Annotated in this window: 12 protein-coding genes and 1 pseudogene; 7 read left to right on the top strand and 6 right to left on the bottom strand. The window is 68.0% G+C overall.

The genetic code is table 11. From position 1 onward, the window contains the following. Positions 1–9 precede the first annotated feature (9 nt). The 4 genes and pseudogenes from AZG88_RS33715 to AZG88_RS33700 form a co-directional block, all read right to left on the bottom strand. Positions 10–879: a class II glutamine amidotransferase gene (locus AZG88_RS33715; protein WP_061700283.1), complete on the bottom strand. Its 870-nt coding sequence runs from the start codon at positions 877–879 to the stop codon at positions 10–12. A gap of 24 nt (positions 880–903) precedes the next feature. After that, positions 904–1,636 (bottom strand): annotated as a pseudogene (locus AZG88_RS33710) (flavodoxin family protein). 60 nt (positions 1,637–1,696) lie between these two features. Beyond that, the gene (locus AZG88_RS33705) at positions 1,697–3,160 is read right to left on the bottom strand and encodes a catalase (protein WP_005238953.1); all 1,464 of its coding nucleotides are present in this window, start codon (positions 3,158–3,160) and stop codon (positions 1,697–1,699) included. A 200-nt stretch (positions 3,161–3,360) separates the two neighbouring features. Continuing rightward, a complete protein-coding gene (locus AZG88_RS33700; protein WP_061700282.1) occupies positions 3,361–6,858 on the bottom strand; it encodes a serine/threonine-protein kinase in 3,498 nt (1,165 codons plus the stop codon). Positions 6,859–6,961: 103 nt separating this feature from the next. Between AZG88_RS33700 and AZG88_RS33695 the strand changes: the two genes are divergently transcribed. The 4 genes from AZG88_RS33695 (at position 6,962) to AZG88_RS33680 (ending at position 10,302) form a co-directional block, all read left to right on the top strand. Continuing rightward, on the top strand, positions 6,962–7,669 hold the full coding sequence (locus AZG88_RS33695) for a nitroreductase (protein WP_061041592.1): 708 nt from the start codon (positions 6,962–6,964) through the stop codon (positions 7,667–7,669). Position 7,670: 1 nt separating this feature from the next. Then, positions 7,671–8,813 carry a class I SAM-dependent methyltransferase gene (locus AZG88_RS33690; protein WP_061700281.1) on the top strand — a complete coding sequence of 381 codons (1,143 nt, stop codon included), beginning with the start codon at positions 7,671–7,673 and terminating at the stop codon, positions 8,811–8,813. 163 nt (positions 8,814–8,976) lie between these two features. After that, positions 8,977–9,831, top strand: a complete 855-nt coding sequence (locus AZG88_RS33685; RefSeq protein ID WP_179443148.1) for a Bax inhibitor-1/YccA family protein — start codon at positions 8,977–8,979, stop codon at positions 9,829–9,831. Between the two features lie 150 nt (positions 9,832–9,981). After that, positions 9,982–10,302, top strand: a complete 321-nt coding sequence (locus tag AZG88_RS33680; RefSeq protein ID WP_061700338.1) for a DUF1330 domain-containing protein — start codon at positions 9,982–9,984, stop codon at positions 10,300–10,302. Between the two features lie 66 nt (positions 10,303–10,368). Here AZG88_RS33680 and AZG88_RS33675 read toward each other — a convergent pair whose 3' ends face one another. Beyond that, positions 10,369–11,586 carry an acetyl-CoA C-acetyltransferase gene (locus AZG88_RS33675; protein ID WP_061700280.1) on the bottom strand — a complete coding sequence of 406 codons (1,218 nt, stop codon included), beginning with the start codon at positions 11,584–11,586 and terminating at the stop codon, positions 10,369–10,371. Between the two features lie 107 nt (positions 11,587–11,693). Then, the gene (locus AZG88_RS33670; RefSeq protein ID WP_061041595.1) at positions 11,694–12,716 is read right to left on the bottom strand and encodes an SGNH/GDSL hydrolase family protein; all 1,023 of its coding nucleotides are present in this window, start codon (positions 12,714–12,716) and stop codon (positions 11,694–11,696) included. 135 nt (positions 12,717–12,851) lie between these two features. On the opposite strand from AZG88_RS33670, the gene AZG88_RS33665 reads away from it, so the two are divergent. The 3 genes from AZG88_RS33665 (at position 12,852) to AZG88_RS33655 (ending at position 16,068) form a co-directional block, all read left to right on the top strand. Then, entirely contained in the window at positions 12,852–14,237 is a 1,386-nt protein-coding gene (locus tag AZG88_RS33665; RefSeq protein ID WP_005238969.1) for a cystathionine beta-synthase, read from the top strand. Between the two features lie 103 nt (positions 14,238–14,340). Continuing rightward, positions 14,341–14,874, top strand: coding sequence for a hypothetical protein (locus AZG88_RS33660; RefSeq protein ID WP_061700279.1), 534 nt, complete (start codon positions 14,341–14,343; stop codon positions 14,872–14,874). 21 nt (positions 14,875–14,895) lie between these two features. Then, positions 14,896–16,068 (top strand): cystathionine gamma-synthase, encoded by a 1,173-nt coding sequence (locus tag AZG88_RS33655; protein WP_061700278.1) that lies wholly within the window; start codon positions 14,896–14,898, stop codon positions 16,066–16,068. Positions 16,069–16,082 lie beyond the last annotated feature (14 nt).

Raw genomic sequence — 16,082 nt, 5'->3', positions numbered from 1 at the left:
CGGAGTCGGCTATTTCTCCGTCTGCGATGCCGCGGCGCGGGCGCCCAGATCGGCCAGACGGATCGGGTAGCGCGGGGGCCGATCGACGATCACTTCACGAGTGACGCCGAGGTCGCGGTCGACGTGGAGCAGTTCGCCCGACTGCAGCGGCATCCAGCCGGGGTCCTCGTCCATCTGCTCGCTGGCGACGACCACCGCCGGATACTCGGCGAGATGCTCGGACCTGGCACGGATCCGGCCGGGAGTGCTCGCGTGCTGGAGGTGGCGACCACCGCTCGGACCGCCCGCGCGCCGCTCGAGGAACAGCAGGTCGTGGGTGTCCGGGTACCGGAGCGCCCACAATTCGCCGGGTGTGGTCAGCAGGATGTTGAGCGCGTAGATCGGCACGTTGTCGGCCAGCCATCGGGCGGCCGAGGTGATGCCGGCCGTGACGTCGCCGCCGTTCCTGCCGATGTGACTGGTCACGAGAGCGAAGACGCGTTCCGAGTCGGTGTCGCCGTGAACGAGCGCGAGATCGGAGCCCAGTTCCGTCTCGAGCTTCGGCAGGTCCTCGACCACGCCGTTGTGGGCGAACACGCGACCGTCCTGGGCGAACGGATGGGTGTTCTGGGGAAGCAGTTCACCCGTGGTCGCGAAACGGATGTGCGCGACGAACGTGGCCGAAGAGCGATGCTTCGCCTCCTGCGCGAACTCCTTGTCCTCGTATGCGGCGAGCGGTTGCTTCTCCACGATCGGAGTTCCGTCCTCCGCGAACGTGCCGAGTCCGGTGCCGTCCGGCTCGCGGTGACTCTGCTGCGCGAGGCTGTCCGGGGCGTCCAGCAGCCAGAACGACGCGCGGACGCGATGAGGAGCGGCGGACAACCCGAACAATCGGCACATGACTTCCCTCTCGAGTGGGACGGATCAGCGGTAGTCCGGGTTGGCGAAGTCGGGGCGGCAACCCGCGTCCCACTCCGAACGTTGATTTCCGTACGCGGGGAACCCGCCGGCCTTCTTCAACATCGCGGCGACGTGCATGAGGTTGTACGTCATGAACGTGGTGTTGCGGTTGGTGAAATCGTTTCTCCGGGCCGCCCGACCCTTCGTCGAGATACGACGGGCCCGGGCCGGCCTCACCGATCCATCCGGCGTCTGCCTGCGGTGGGATCACGTAACCGAGATGCTGGAGGCTGTAGAGGATGTTCATCGCGCAGTGCTTGACCCCGTCCTCGTTGCCGGTGATCAGACAACCTCCGGCCCGCCCGTAGTACGCGTACTGGCCGTTGTCGTTGAGAATCGACGAGCAACCGTACAGTCGCTCGATCACCTGCTTCGTGACGGAACCGTTGTCGCCGAGCCAGATCGGACCGGCCAGGACCAGGATGTCGGCGTCCAGCACCCGCTGAAACAGCTCGGGCCATTCGTCGCTCGGCCACCCGTGCTCGGTCATGTCCGGATAGACGCCGGTCGCGATGTCGTGGTCCACCGCCCGGATCTGGTCGACCGCGACGCCTTCCTTCTCCATCAGGCCGACGCTGCGGTCGATCAGCCCCTGGGTGTTGCTCACCTCGGGAGACCGCTTCAGGGTGCAGTTGACGAACAGGGCACACAGACCGCTGAAACGGGGTGTCCCGTCCTGCGGCGACGGATCGGTCATCAGTCCTCCCACGAAAAGAGTCCGGAAGTCCACGATATGCCGCGGCGGACCCGGGTGTTCTCAGCCCAGCGCGGAGATCGCCTTCGCGACGCCCTCGCCGTAGGCGGGATCGCATTGCGTGCAGTTGTCGATGTGCCGCTGCACGACCTGCTGCGACGCGCCGTTGATGGCCCGCGCGGTGTTCTCGAACAACACTTGCTTCTGCTCGTCGCTCATGTTGTTGAACAACACGCGCGGCTGCGAGAAGTAGTCGTCGTCGTCCTCGCGGAAGTTGAACCGGTCGGCGAACGCGCCCACACCCTGCGCGGGATCGCGGTACCGGCTCTGCTCCTGCCACTTGCCGTAGCTGTTCGGCTCGTAGTGCAGGGTGCCACCGTTGTTGCCGTCGACCCGCATGGCACCGTCGCGGTGGAAGTTGCTCACCGGGCAACGGGCCGCGTTGACCGGGATCTGGTAGTTGTTCACACCGAGGCGGTAGCGCTGCGCGTCACCGTAGGAGAACAACCGGCCCTGGAGCATCTTGTCCGGGGAGAAGCTGATGCCGGGCACGACGTGCGCCGGGTTGAACGCGGCCTGCTCGACCTCGGCGAAGTAGTTGTCGGGGTTTCGGTTGAGTTCCCATTCGCCGACCTCGATGAGCGGGTAGTCGGCTTTCGGCCACACCTTCGTCAGGTCGAACGGGTGGTAGGGGACCGTGTCGGCGTCGGCCTCGGGCATGATCTGCACGCACAGCTTCCACTTCGGGAAATTGCCGGCCTCGATGGCGTCGAAGAGATCCCGCTGGTGGCTCTCGCGGTCGGCGCCGACCAGGGCCTCGGCCTCGGCGTCGGTGAGGTTCTCGACTCCCTGCTGCACGCGGTGGTGGAACTTCACCCAGAAGCGTTCGCCCTCGGCGTTGATGAAACTGAACGTGTGCGAACCGAATCCGTGCATGTGCCGGTACGACGAGGGGATACCGCGGTCACTCATCACGATGGTGACCTGGTGCAGTGACTCGGGCAGCGACGTCCAGAAGTCCCAATTGTTGTCGGGGCTGCGCAGATTCGTGCGGGGGTCACGCTTGACGGCGTGGTTGAGGTCGGGGAACTTCAGCGGGTCGCGGAAGAAGAAGACTGGGGTGTTGTTGCCGACGAGATCCCAGTTGCCTTCCTCGGTGTAGAACTTGACCGCGAAGCCGCGGATGTCGCGCTCGGCGTCGGCGGCGCCGCGCTCACCGGCGACGGTGGAGAAGCGGGCGAACAGGTCGGTCTTCTTGCCGACCTCGGAGAAGATCTTCGCGCTGGTGTACCGAGTGATGTCGTTCGTGACCGTGAACGTTCCGTACGCACCGGAACCCTTGGCGTGCATGCGGCGTTCCGGAATGACCTCGCGGTCGAAATGTGCGAGCTTCTCGAGGAACCAGACGTCCTGCAGCAACTGCGGCCCGCGGGGCCCGGCAGTGACGACGTTCTGGTTGTCGGGGACGGGTGCGCCTACGGCCGTGGTGAGCTTGTCGCCCGTGTTCGCAGTGGTCTCTCGGCTCACAGTGGATCCCTTCGTTGCTGGCTGTCGCTGTGGGTTATCTGGAACTGGCTGTCGGGCAAGAGGCTTCGCCGATGGACAGTCGACGTCGCGGATCGAACCACACTCACGGGACGCGACGTGGTGGTGGCCGTCTCCCGCCCTCGTGTGTGTTCACGGTCACACTGCACCATCGTTTCTTGAATTAGTCAAGAAAGCGCACGCTAACTCTCGACCGCTGTCTGCGTCTCCAGCGCCGCAACCAGGAACTCTTCCGGAACATCCGGCCAGTCGGACTGCCAGCGGCCGGCTCGCTTGTCCTCGAGGAGTGCCGTCAGCGCGGGCACCATGCGCGGTCCGCCGTCGATCAGGTAGCGCACGAAGCCGATTCGTGCACACGTCGCGGCGATGGACGCCAGCACCGGCTTCGCTTCGTCGACCCGGCCCGCCGCGACCAGGCATGCGACGAGCAGGCGACTGGCCTGCATGGCCGCCCTCGGCCGACTCTCCCGTTCGACCCTGCGCACCCACTCCTCCGCGCGGCGACACGCGACGTCGGGCTCGTCGGCCGACTGCTTCCGGATCTCGGTGGCGTCGTCGAGCTGCGCGACGATCTCGGCGAAACCGAAATCGGGTTCGCGGTTGGCCTTCCCGGCAGTGGCCGGGGGCTGGGGCGAGGCCGGCAGACCGAGCCGGACCCGCTCGTTCTCGACCCGGGCCCGCAGCCGGGGAAGTCCCAGCGACGCCGCCGCGGACGCGCCCTCGTCGAGGTGGCGGGCGGCGGACACGACGTCGCCGCGCCCCGCCTTCAGCCGTGCGCCCGTGACGAAGCGGGCGATCATGAAATCGACTATGCCGCCCTCGGGCCCGAGCTCGTAGCTCTCGTCGAGGAGTCGTTCGGCCTCGTCGAGATGGCCCAGTTCGTACATCAGCTCGCCGAGGAGTGCGCCTGCAAGTCGTGCGGCATGTGAGTGGGTGCCTGCCGACTTCGTCGCGGTCTGCACGGCCAGCCGGAAGTTGTCCTCGGCCGCGGCGATGTCGAGTTGTTCCATCGCGGCGATGCCGGCGAAGGAGTACCCGTACATCGTACTGAACGGTCCGACGGTCCGCTGGTGGTACCCGGTGGCCCACTCCTGCAGGCGGCGTGCCTCCACGAAATCGAATTGGGCGATCGCGACGGCGGATGCGAGATTCGACCCCGCCGAAACCACCCACGCGCGTAGGGTTTCCGGGCGGGCCAGACATTCCGCGATGAGGTCGGGAACTCCCGCGATGCGATCGGACGACACCGCGATCACGGCGCGGACGATGTCGGCCTCCACGCGGATGTCCGCCTGCTCGGTCTCGCTCAGCTTCGAGGACTCGAGGGTCGACGCGACCAGCGAGAGCGACCGCAGCGTCGGCGCCACCCGCTGCAGCAGGATGTTCGCCCACGCGACCGCGATCTGAATGCGGGGACTGGACTCGACCAGCGGCCGCGGCAACTTGTCGACGAGGCCGAGCAGCGCGACCATCCGCGAGTGCTCCACCAGGTACATGCCCTGCTCCTCGACCACCGCGACAGCCACGTCGCGATCACCCGCCGCCAACGCGTGATCCACTGCGTCGCTGACGTAGTGGTGGTCGGCGAACCAGTGCGCGGCCGCGCGGTGCAGGTCCGCCACGCGCGACGGATGATCGCGCTCGAGGCGTCGGCGGAGATACTCGGCGAACAGGTGGTGGTACTCGAACCACTCCCGGTCCTCGTCGAGGCTGCGCAGGAACAGATCGCGCGATTCGACCTGTTCGAGCAGGGCCTGACCGCGGGTCACGTTCGCCAGCACGCAGGCGAGGTCGCCGCAGACCCGCTCGGTGACGGACGTGGCCAGCATGAAGTCGAGAAGCGCAGGCTCGAGTGTGCTGAGCACGTTCTCCGCCAGGTACTCACCGATCGCATGGTGGCGGCCCGACATGTGCCGGATGAGATCGCCGGGATCGGCGCGATCACGCAGCGACAGCGATGCCAGTTGCAGCGCCGCGACCCACCCGTCCGTGGTCTCCTCCAGCGCCTCCACGTCGGAGTCCTCCAAATGCAGTCCACCGAGGTCGACCAGGAACCGCTGCGACTCAGTGAGGTCGAAGCGCAAAGCCACGGAATCGATTTCGACGAGTTCGTCACGCACCCGCATCTTGGCCAGCGGAAGTCCTGCCTGGCTTCGGCTGCTCACCACCATCTGCAGGTGGTGGCAGCCGTTCTCGAGGATGAAGTCCATCGCGGCGATGGTGTCGGGCGACGTCACGCGATGCCAGTCGTCGATCATCACCACCACATGGCGCCTGCTGTCGTGGACCTGATTCACCAGCGAGGTCAGCACATACCGTTCCGCTTCGGCACCGTTCTCGTCGAGCGCCTGCCCCAGTTCGTCCGCCAGGGTCGGCTCGGCCCGGCGGATCGCTTCGACGAGGTGGGACAGGAACCACACGACATTGTTGTCGTCGTTGTCGACCGTCAGCCAGGCGACGGCGGAGCCGTCCTCGATGAGCACGTCGCGCCACTGCGCGGCCACCGTGCTCTTCCCGAAACCGGCGGGTGCGTGGATGAGCGTCAACCGCCTCCGCTGACCCAGCCGGAGCAGATCCAGGAGACGGGTGCGTTCCACCAGGGACCGCATCGGGGTCGGCGGCCGGAAGCGGGCCGCGGCGCTCGGCGGAGTGGCACCCGACCGCCGACGGTAGCTGCGACTGTGCCCGGACGTCGAGGACTGCGTGGTCGGCGCCGCCGTGTGCTCGGTGCGCGGGAACTCGTCGGCCGCCGCGGGGAGCGCCATCTCGTCGACGTCGAGCCCGTGCCTGCGCTCGATGTCGCGGAGTTCCTGGCCGAATTCCGCGGCCGAAGCCGGGCGGTCGGTCGGTTCCTCGGACATGGCGCGCTCGATGGCCGCGCACACGTCGTCGGGAATGTCCTCGCCCCGCAGGTCCGGAACCGGTTGCGTCGCAATGCGGAGGAACTGCGCGACGAGCCGCTCCCCGCTCCGCCGCTCGAACGCGGCGTGCCCGGTGAGCAGGCAGAACAGGGCGGCGCCCAGGCTGTACACGTCGGAAGCCGCGGACGGTGCGTCACCCCGGAGGACCTCCGGCGCCGTGAACGCGGGTGACCCGGTGATCATGCTCGACGTGGTCTCGAATCCACCCGTGACCCGCGCGATGCCGAAGTCCGTGAGCTGCGGTTCGCCGTATCCGGTGAGCAGGATGTTGGCGGGTTTCACGTCGCGGTGCAGGGTACCGAGCCGGTGCGCCGTCTCCAGAGCGCCCGCCAGCTTCACACCGACGCGCAGCGTTTCACTCCACGGCAGCGGCCCCTCGCGGCGAATCCAGGCGTCCAGCGAATTGCGCGAGTGGTACGGCATCACGATGTACGGCCTGCCGCTGCGCGTCACACCGGACTGCAGGATGTCGACCACGTGGGGATGCCCCGACAATTTTCCCATCGCACGCTGTTCCCGCAGGAAGCGTTCGCGGTCCTCGCCATCCAGATCGGAGGACAGCACCTTGATCGCGACCGTGCGGTCGAGCGCTGTCTGAAGGCAGCGGTAGACGACCCCGAACCCTCCCCGGCCGATCTCGCGGGCGTCGTCGAATCCCTCCGACGACAGCTCCGCGACGATGTCGGTCACGACGATCCGCTTGGTAGCCTGCGGATCCGAGTCGGTCGGCCCGGAACTGCTTTCCGGGTGTCGTGGCACACTCAATGAAATCACCTTCTCGGTGCACTGACGCCAGCATATCGCGGTCGCACGACACAGAGAGCGGTGTTCGAGAACGAGTAGACCCGAGGAGAATTCGACGGTGACGGATACCGGTATTGCGACAGCGGACACGAGCCTGGCCGAGCGGACCCTGGCCCAGCTCCTCGACGCGCGGATCAGTTGCAGGGCTTACCTACCGACGCAGGTGCCGCGCGACGTGATCGAGAGGATCCTCGAGCTCGCGCAGCAGACGCCGTCGTGGTGCAACACGCAGCCGTGGCAGGTCGCGATCACCGAGGGGGAGGGGACCGAGCGGTTCCGTTCCGGGCTGGCGGAGTACGTCCGCACCCACCCGCAGGAGTCCGACTTCGAGTGGCCCCGCGAATACGTCGGCGAGCACAAGCAACGCCGCCGGGAGTGCGCCATGCAGCTGTACTCCAGCGTCGGCATCGCGCCCGGCGACCGGGCCGCGTCGGCCGAGCAGACGATGAAGAACTTCGACCTGTTCGGCGCGCCGCACGTCGCGATCGTCACCACCCACGAAGCACTCGGCACGTACGGCGCCGTGGACTGCGGCCTGTACGTCGAGACGTTCCTCCTCGCCGCGCAGAGCCTCGGGGTCGCGACCATTCCGCAGGCCGCCGTCGCGGGAAGTTCGCGGTTCATCCACGACTTCTTCTCGCTCGACGAGGACCGCAGGGTCGTCTGCGCGATCTCGTTCGGCTACCCCGACACCGAGAACCCCGTCAACGGATTCCGCACCCACCGGGAACCCGTCGCCAACGTCGCGCAGTGGGTGTCGCAGTAACGTGCTCGACTCCGAAGTGTTCGACCGGGACGCCCTGTTCGCCCGCCTCCGCCGCCGTCCCGACGTCGAGGCCCCCAACCTGACGGCCGTCGACGCCGCCGACCGGCTGATCCTCGACGAGGCCGCGGCGGCCCTGTCGGCAGCGTGCCCCGGGACGCTCGCCGTGATCGGCGACCACTACGGTGCGCTTACCCTCGGCGCCGCGGCGACGCACGGCTCCACCGGAATCCGCGTGCACCAGGACCCGCTGACCGGCGAACTGGCGCTCGCCGCCAACGCCGCGACGGTCGGGCTCGCCGACCGGTACCGGTCGTGCGCGCTCTCTGAGGAGCTGCTCGCGGGCGCAACTGTCGTGCTGATGCAGCTGCCGCGGAGTCTCGGCGAACTGACCGAGGTCGCCGAGGCGATCGCCCGCCACGCCGACCCGTCCGTCGTCGTCTACGCGGGTGGACGCAACAAGCACATCTCCACCGCCATGAACGACGTGCTGGGGCGCTCGTTCTCCGATGTCCGCGCGACCCTCGGCAGGCAGAAGTCGCGGGTGCTGATCGCGAGCGGTCCGGTGGAGGTGGCGCAGCAGACGTATCCCGTCACCGATCATCTCGCCGAGATCGGGCTGGACGTCGTCTCGTACGGGGCCGCGTTCGCCGGTCCCAAGCTGGACATCGGGACCCGGTATCTCCTCGACTTCCTTCCGCGCGTGAACCCCCGGGCCCGCGCCGCGGTCGACCTCGGCTGCGGAACGGGCATTCTCGCCGTCAGCCTGGCCCGGCTCCTCCCGGAGGTGTCGGTGATCGCCACCGACCAGTCCTCCGCCGCGGTGGCGTCTGCCGCCGCCACCGCCCGCGCCAACGGACTCGACGGACGGGTCCGCACGCTGCGCGACGACGCCATGTCCACACTCGCCACCGACAGCCAGGACGTCGTCCTGTGCAACCCGCCGTTCCACGTGGGCGCGGCCGTCCACACCGGTGGCGCGTCGAAGATGTTCACCGAAGCCGGGCGGGTCCTCCGGCCCGGCGGCGAGTTGTGGACCGTGTACAACTCGCACCTCGGATACCGGGGCCGGTTGCAGCGGCTCGTCGGTCCGACCGACGTGGTCGGCCGGAATCCCAAATTCACGGTCACCCGGTCGGTGGCCTGACCGCCACGCCGACCGGCCTCGTCTGGCGGGTGTCCCCACGGCACCGGTAGAGTCCGAATTGTCCGACCCGAAAGCGACGAACGGGAACTTGCGGTGGGTGCGGGACGTTCAACGTACAAGAAACCCGGATCCACCCGGCGAGCCACGAGAAGGGATGTGCACGGTGCGCACCACCAGTAACCCGGTGTTCCGCAACCTGCCCAAACAAGAGGGCAGCGGCGGATACGCCTCGTTCGGATCTACGACGGCCGGCGCAGCGCAGGTCACGCAGCAGTTCGGTCAGCCGCAGTACACGCAGGCCGAGCCCTACCGGACGGGCCCCGACTACCGTTCGATGACCATCGACGACGTCGTCACCAAGACGGGTGTCACGCTCGGCGTGCTCACGGTGTCGGCGATCATCTCCTACTTCCTGGTGAACAACGACGCGAACCTCGCGACCCCGCTGGTCATCGGTGGTGGCCTCGTCGGTCTCGTGCTGGTCCTCGTGGCCACGTTCGGCCGCAAGATGGACAACCCGGGCATCGTTCTCGCCTACGCGGTGGCGGAGGGCCTGTTCCTCGGCGCCCTGTCGTTCATGTTCACCGACGTCACGTTCGGTGGAGTCGGGGGAGCGGCGCTCATCGCCCAGGCCGTACTCGGCACGTTCGGCGTGTTCTTCGGCATGCTCGTCGTCTACAAGACGGGCGCGATCCGAGTCACGCCCCGCCTGACGCGGATGATCATCGGCGCCCTCATCGGTGTCGTCGTCCTCGCCCTCGGCAACGTGATCGCCAGCTTCTTCACCGAAGGCGGCCTCGGTCTCCGCGACGGCGGTCCCCTGGCGATCATCTTCAGCCTCGTTTGCATCGGCATCGCCGCGTTCAGCTTCCTGCTGGACTTCGACGCCGCCGACCAGTTGATCCGCGCCCAGGCGCCGGAGAAGGCAGCGTGGGGCGTCGCATTCGGACTCACCGTCACCCTCGTGTGGCTGTACGTCGAGATCCTGCGACTCCTGAGCTACTTCAACAGCGACTAGCAGTTCCACGAGAAGGCCCCCGAGAGCATGCTCTCGGGGGCCTTCTCTGTTGTGCGGTGCCCGGTTCGATTACCTCGGAGGTAATCGACGCGCGTATCCCGGCGGAGGAATGTCGTGTGCAGCAACCAGCACCACCCGAAGGAGCACGACATGAGCGCGTACGGAATGGCCCACCTCGAGAACGTCGACATGGGTCCGCAGATCGTCGAATACCTCGAACGCATCGACGGCACCCTCCGCCCGTTCTCCGGCAAGTTCATCGTCCACGGCGGACGCCAGGACGTGGTCGAGGGAACGTCCAAAGGCGCGTTCATCGTCATCGAGTTCCCCGACCGCGAGCACCTCGAAGGCTGGTACGCGTCCGACGCGTACCGGGAGATCCTCCCGCTCCGCGCCGAGCATTCCGACGGACTGGTGATAATGGCCGACGGAGTCGACGCCGACCACAAGGCCACCGACATCCTCGGGTAGGCGCTTCGCGCCCGTGCGTGGTTAACGAGTCTCTGCACTCGTCAACCACTCACGGGCCCGGAGGGCCTAGCTCAGGCGCTCGAGGACCATGGCCATGCCCTGCCCGCCGCCGACGCACATGGTTTCGACGCCGAACGTCTTGTCCTGCTCGCGGAGGTTGTTGAGCAGGGTGTTGGTGATGCGGGCACCGGTCATGCCGAACGGGTGGCCGAGGGCGATGGCGCCGCCGGAGATGTTCAGCTTGTCCTCGTCGATCTTCAGCTCGCGGGCCGATCCGAGAACCTGGACCGCGAACGCCTCGTTGATCTCGAACAGGTCGATGTCCGAGATGGACTTGCCCGCGATGGCGAGGGCCTTCTTGACGGCCTCGATCGGGCCCAGGCCCATGATCTCGGGGGACAGTCCGGACACCCCGGTGGACACGATGCGGGCCAGCGGGGTCAGGCCGAGGGCCTTGGCCTTGGTGTCGGACATGATGACGAGCGCGGCGGCGCCGTCGTTGAGGGGGCACGCGTTGCCGGCGGTGACGGTGCCGTCCGGCCGGAACACCGGCTCGAGCTGGCTGATGCCCTCGTAGGTGGTGCCGGCGCGCGGGCCGTCGTCGGCGGACACGACGGTGCCGTCGGGGAGGGTGACCGGGGTGATCTCCCGCTCGAAGAAGCCGTTCTTGATCGCTTCCTCCGCGCGGTTCTGGGAGCGGACGCCCCAGCGGTCCTGCTCCTCACGGGTGATGCCGGTGGCCGATGCGACGTTCTCGGCGGTCTGGCCCATCGCGATGTAGACGTCGGGAATCTGCTCGTCCCCGCGCGGGTCGGTCCACGCGACGCCGCCCTCGGCGAGCTTCGCGGTACGGGCCTCGGCATCGGCGAACTTCGGGTTCTTGGTGTTCGGCAGGCCGTCGGCGTTGCCGGTGACGAAGCTGGACACCGACTCGACGCCGGCGGAGACGAACACGTCGCCCTCGCCGGCCTTGATGGCGTGCAGTGCCATGCGGGTGGTCTGCAGCGAGGAGGAACAGTAGCGGTTGACGGTGACGCCGGGCAGGAAGTCGTATCCCAGCTGCACGGCGACGACGCGCGCGATGTTGAACCCGGACTGGCCGGCGGGCTGGCCGCAGCCGAGGAGCAGGTCGTCGATCTCGGTGGGATCGAGTTCGGGGACCTTCGCCAGAGCCGCGGCCACCATCTGCGTCGTCAGATCATCCGGGCGGATGGTCTTGAGCGAGCCCTTCATGGCTCGGCCGATCGGTGAGCGTACTGCGGAGACGATGACTGCCTCGGGCATGAAAACTCCTTTGTCAACTGCGGGGGTCTGCGCTGTGTTGCAGACCACCCGTTCTGTGGCCTTCCCGACAACTTACGTTGCCGGGCGGCACCGGGGACATCGCCATCTCACTCAGCGACCCGTCGCGTCCTGGACGCTGACGCCTCCTCGATCGCGAGGAGCTCGTCGAGGCTTGCAGGTGAGCGTCGCCGGGCACTGCGTCGCCACAGGAAACGGTTGAGCGAGGCTGTCATTCGGGTCGACAGCTTGCGTGATTCCGCGGCCTCCGACACTTCGGGCAGGTCGGGCAGCGGTCCGCCGTGCCACATGCCCAGAGCGGTCGCGAGAACGGGCACGATCTGCATCGCCGCCAATTCGTACCCCGCCGCGGACGGGTGGAAGTGGTCGGAGGAGAACATCCGGTCGGGGGCCGCCAGGAACTCCGGCGCCAGCAGGTCGGCCAACGCCACCGGGTGGCCACCCGCCGCGCTGGTCGCGGCCGCCTGCGCCCGGGCCAGGCGCAACCCCCACGTCCGGACGACGGTCCGCAGGGGCTGCGGAATCGCGGTCACCACCCCGAGGTCGGGACAGGTTCCGACGACGACCGCGCAGTCGTGGGCGCGGAGCCGTTCGACCGCTTCCCCGAGCCTGCGCGCCGACGCCCGAATCGAGTTCTTGGACGTCACGTCGTTGGCGCCGACCAGGATCACGGCGGCGTCCGGCGGCGGTCCGGCCACGAACATCGCGTCCACCTGTCCGCTGAGTCCGCGGGATGTGGCGCCGCCGATGGCTTTGGTGCTCAGCCGGATCCGCTTGCCGGTCTCGTCGGCGAGGCGCCTCGCGATCTGCACACCGGGCACTTCGTCCGCGGACAGGCATCCCACCCCGGCGGCCGTGGAGTCGCCGAAAATCATCAGATGGACGTCGTACGAGACGGTCCGTAGCCAGCGTTCGGGGACCGCGGCGCCGGGGGAGTAGACGCCGTCGGCCTCCGGCGGCTTGGCGACGTTGCGCCCGATCACACCGCGGGCCGCCGTCGCCTGGGACATCAGATAGGAGTACGCCGCCCACGACAGCGTGCCTGCGCTCGAACCTGCCACGACAGCCGCGGCGCCGGCTTTCACTCCGCTCTGCCAGGTCCTCTTGGGCACTGGTCTCACCTTTCCGCTACCTGGTGCTCATCTCACGGGTTCCAGCGGACTGCGTCCGCACCAATCTAGTCGGATCAGGGCCCCCGTGCCGGACGTCTGTGAGCATCGGATCAGGGCATCTGGGAGCATGGAGGCATGCGCATCGCGGAACACGTCGTCGACCTGATCGGCAACACCCCTCTCGTCAAGCTCTCTTCTGTCATCGGGGAGAACCACGGGACCGTTGCAGCCAAGATCGAATACCTCAACCCGGGTGGAAGCTCGAAGGACCGCATCGCGGTCAAGATGATCGACGCCGCGGAGGCGTCCGGTGAGCTGAAGCCGGGTGGGACCATCGTCGAGCCCACGTCCGGCAACACCGGCATCGGCCTCGCCCTGGTGGCCCAGAAGCGCGGATACAAGTGCGTGTTCGTCTGCCCCGACAAGGTCAGCGAAGACAAGCGGAACGTCCTCAAGGCCTACGGCGCCGAGGTCGTGGTGTGCCCCACCGCGGTCGCGCCCGAGCACCCGGACAGCTACTACAGCGTCTCCGACCGGCTCGCCCGCGAGCTCCCCGGCGGCTGGAAGCCCAACCAGTACTCCAACCCGGGCGGCCCGCAGAGCCACTACGAGACCACCGGCCCCGAGATCTGGGCCGACACCGACGGCAAGATCACGCACTTCGTCGCAGGCGTCGGCACCGGCGGCACCATCACCGGCACCGGCCGATACCTCAAGGAGGTGTCCGGCGGCAAGGTCAAGGTCATCGGCGCCGACCCCGAGGGTTCCGTGTACTCGGGTGGCACCGGGCGTCCGTACCTGGTCGAGGGCGTGGGCGAGGACTTCTGGCCGACCGCCTACGACCCGTCCATCCCGGACGAGATCATCGCGGTGTCCGACGCCGACTCCTTCGAGATGACCCGTCGTCTCGCGCGCGAAGAGGGCCTGCTGGTCGGCGGCTCGTGCGGCATGGCCGTCGTCGCCGCACTCGAGGTCGCCAAGCGTGAGGGCCCCGACGCCGTCATCGTCGTCCTGCTGCCCGACGGTGGTCGTGGATACCTCTCGAAGATCTTCAACGACAAGTGGATGGCGTCCTACGGATTCCTCCGGACCCCGCTCGACGGCAAGCCCGACGAGAAGACCGTCGGCGACGTGCTGCGCGGCAAGTCCGGCGAACTCCCGGACCTCGTCCACACCCACCCGTCCGAGACGCTGCGCGACGCCATCGAGATCCTCCGCGAGTACGGGGTGTCCCAGATGCCCGTCGTCGGCGCCGAGCCGCCCGTCATGGCCGGTGAAGTGGCAGGCAGCGTCACCGAGCGCGACCTGCTCAGTGCCGTGTTCGAGGGACGCGCACATCTGGCCGACCCGGTGGAGAAGCACATGAGCAAGCCGTTCCCGCTCATCGGGTCGGGCGAGCCCGTGTCGGCCGCCACCAAGGCGCTCGGCGACACCGACGCGCTGATGGTCGTCGACGACGGTAAACCCGCCGGGGTCATCACCCGCCACGACCTTCTCGGGTTCCTCAGCGCCGGCTCCTAGACGACACGTCGAGGGCCGGGCACGACAACTCTGGTCCCCGCTGCGCACGGAACGTACGGTGCACAGCGGGGCACCGGTCCGGTGTCCGTGAGGGGGAATCACAGTGAGTGTTCGTCTACGTCGTGTTCTGGTGGTGCCGGTCGCCCTGCTCGGGTTCGCCGCCGCCGGATGCGGGAACAGCATCGAGGGTGCCGCGGTCGCACAGCCGGGATCGTCGGACGTCGACTCGGTGTCTTCGGGAACGTCTCCTTCCGGGGCGTCCGCTGACTGCGCCGCGCTGACGAAGGCACTCGGCCGGCTGGTGTCGGACCGGCCGCATCTCACCGAGGCCGTCCTGCCCGGCTCGACCGATCCGACGTGCTCGTGGTCCAAGGGACCGACCAATGTCATGAGCACCATCACCGCGTCGGTCAAGCCGCAGGTGACGGATCCTGCCGTCCTCGTCGAGATGCGGAACGGGACGAACGTCGTCCCCGACCCCCGTTCCGCCGAGTTCGGCGGGGTGGTCCTCGACGTCGTGGCCATGGCCCTGCTCACCCCGGAACACAGCATCATCGTCAACGCGCTCGACCCCTCCGTCAGCGACGCGACCAAGCTCGAGGTCGCGTTCGCGATCGCGGAGTATCTGGAGAATTAGGTCCCCACTAGGCTGGGGGCCATGAGTGAGCAGCGCAGCAAAGCGGACAACATCAGCTGGCAGGGGTTCTCCACCAAGGCCGTGCACGCAGGATTCGACCCGGACCCGCAGACGGGCGCCGTCAACGTCCCGATCTACGCGAGTTCGACGTTCGCGCAGGACGGCGTCGGCGGCATGCGTAACGGATTCGAATACGCCCGCACCGGCAACCCCACCCGGCGACCGCTCGAGGCCAACCTCGCCGCCCTCGAGTCGGGCACGTACGGTCGCGCGTTCGGCTCGGGCATGGCCGCCACCGACTGCCTGCTCCGTGCCGCGCTTCGCCCCGGCGACCACCTGGTCATCCCGAACGACGCCTACGGCGGAACGTTCCGCCTGATCGACAAGGTCTTCACCCAGTGGGGCATCGAGTACACGCCCGCCGCGGTGTCCGACGTGGACGCGGTCCGGGCAGCCATCCGGCCCAACACCAAGCTCGTGTGGGTCGAGACGCCCACCAACCCGCTCCTCAACATCGGTGACATCGAGGCACTGTCCGACGTCGCGCACGAGGCCGGCGCGAAGATCGTCGTCGACAACACGTTCGCCTCGCCGTACCTGCAGCAGCCGCTGCAGCTCGGCGCCGACGTCGCGCTGCACTCGACCACCAAGTACATCGGCGGACACTCCGACGTCGTCGGCGGCGCACTCGTCACCGACGACGAGGAACTCGACACGGCGTTCGCGTTCCTGCAGAACGGTGCAGGCGCGGTCCCCGGACCCTTCGACGCGTTCCTCACGCTCCGCGGCATCAAGACCCTCTCCCTGCGCATGGAGCGGCACAGCGACAACGCCGAGAAGGTCGTCGAACTGCTCACCGGGCACTCCGCGGTGTCGCAGGTCATCTACCCCGGACTCGAGTCGCACCCCGGCCACAAGGTCGCGGAGAAGCAGATGCGCCGCTTCGGCGGCATGATCTCGGTCCGCCTCGCCGGCGGCAAGCAGGCCGCGCTGGACTTCTGCTCGCGCACCGAGATCTTCACGCTGGCCGAGTCGCTCGGCGGCGTCGAGTCGCTGATCGAGCACCCGGGTGCCATGACCCACGCCTCCACCGCCGGTTCGCTGCTCGAGGTCCCGGACGACCTCGTGCGCCTGTCCGTCGGCATCGAAGACGCCGCCGACCTCGTGGGCGACATCGAGCAGGCGCTGAAGTAGGCGCCTCCGGCGCC

It is taken from the genome of Rhodococcus sp. LB1 (assembly GCF_001583455.1).
GTDB classification, from domain to species: Bacteria; Actinomycetota; Actinomycetes; order Mycobacteriales; family Mycobacteriaceae; genus Rhodococcus_F; species Rhodococcus_F opacus.
The sequence above is the reverse complement of the archived record's forward strand: the minus strand, read 5'-3'. Positions and strand labels throughout refer to the sequence as shown.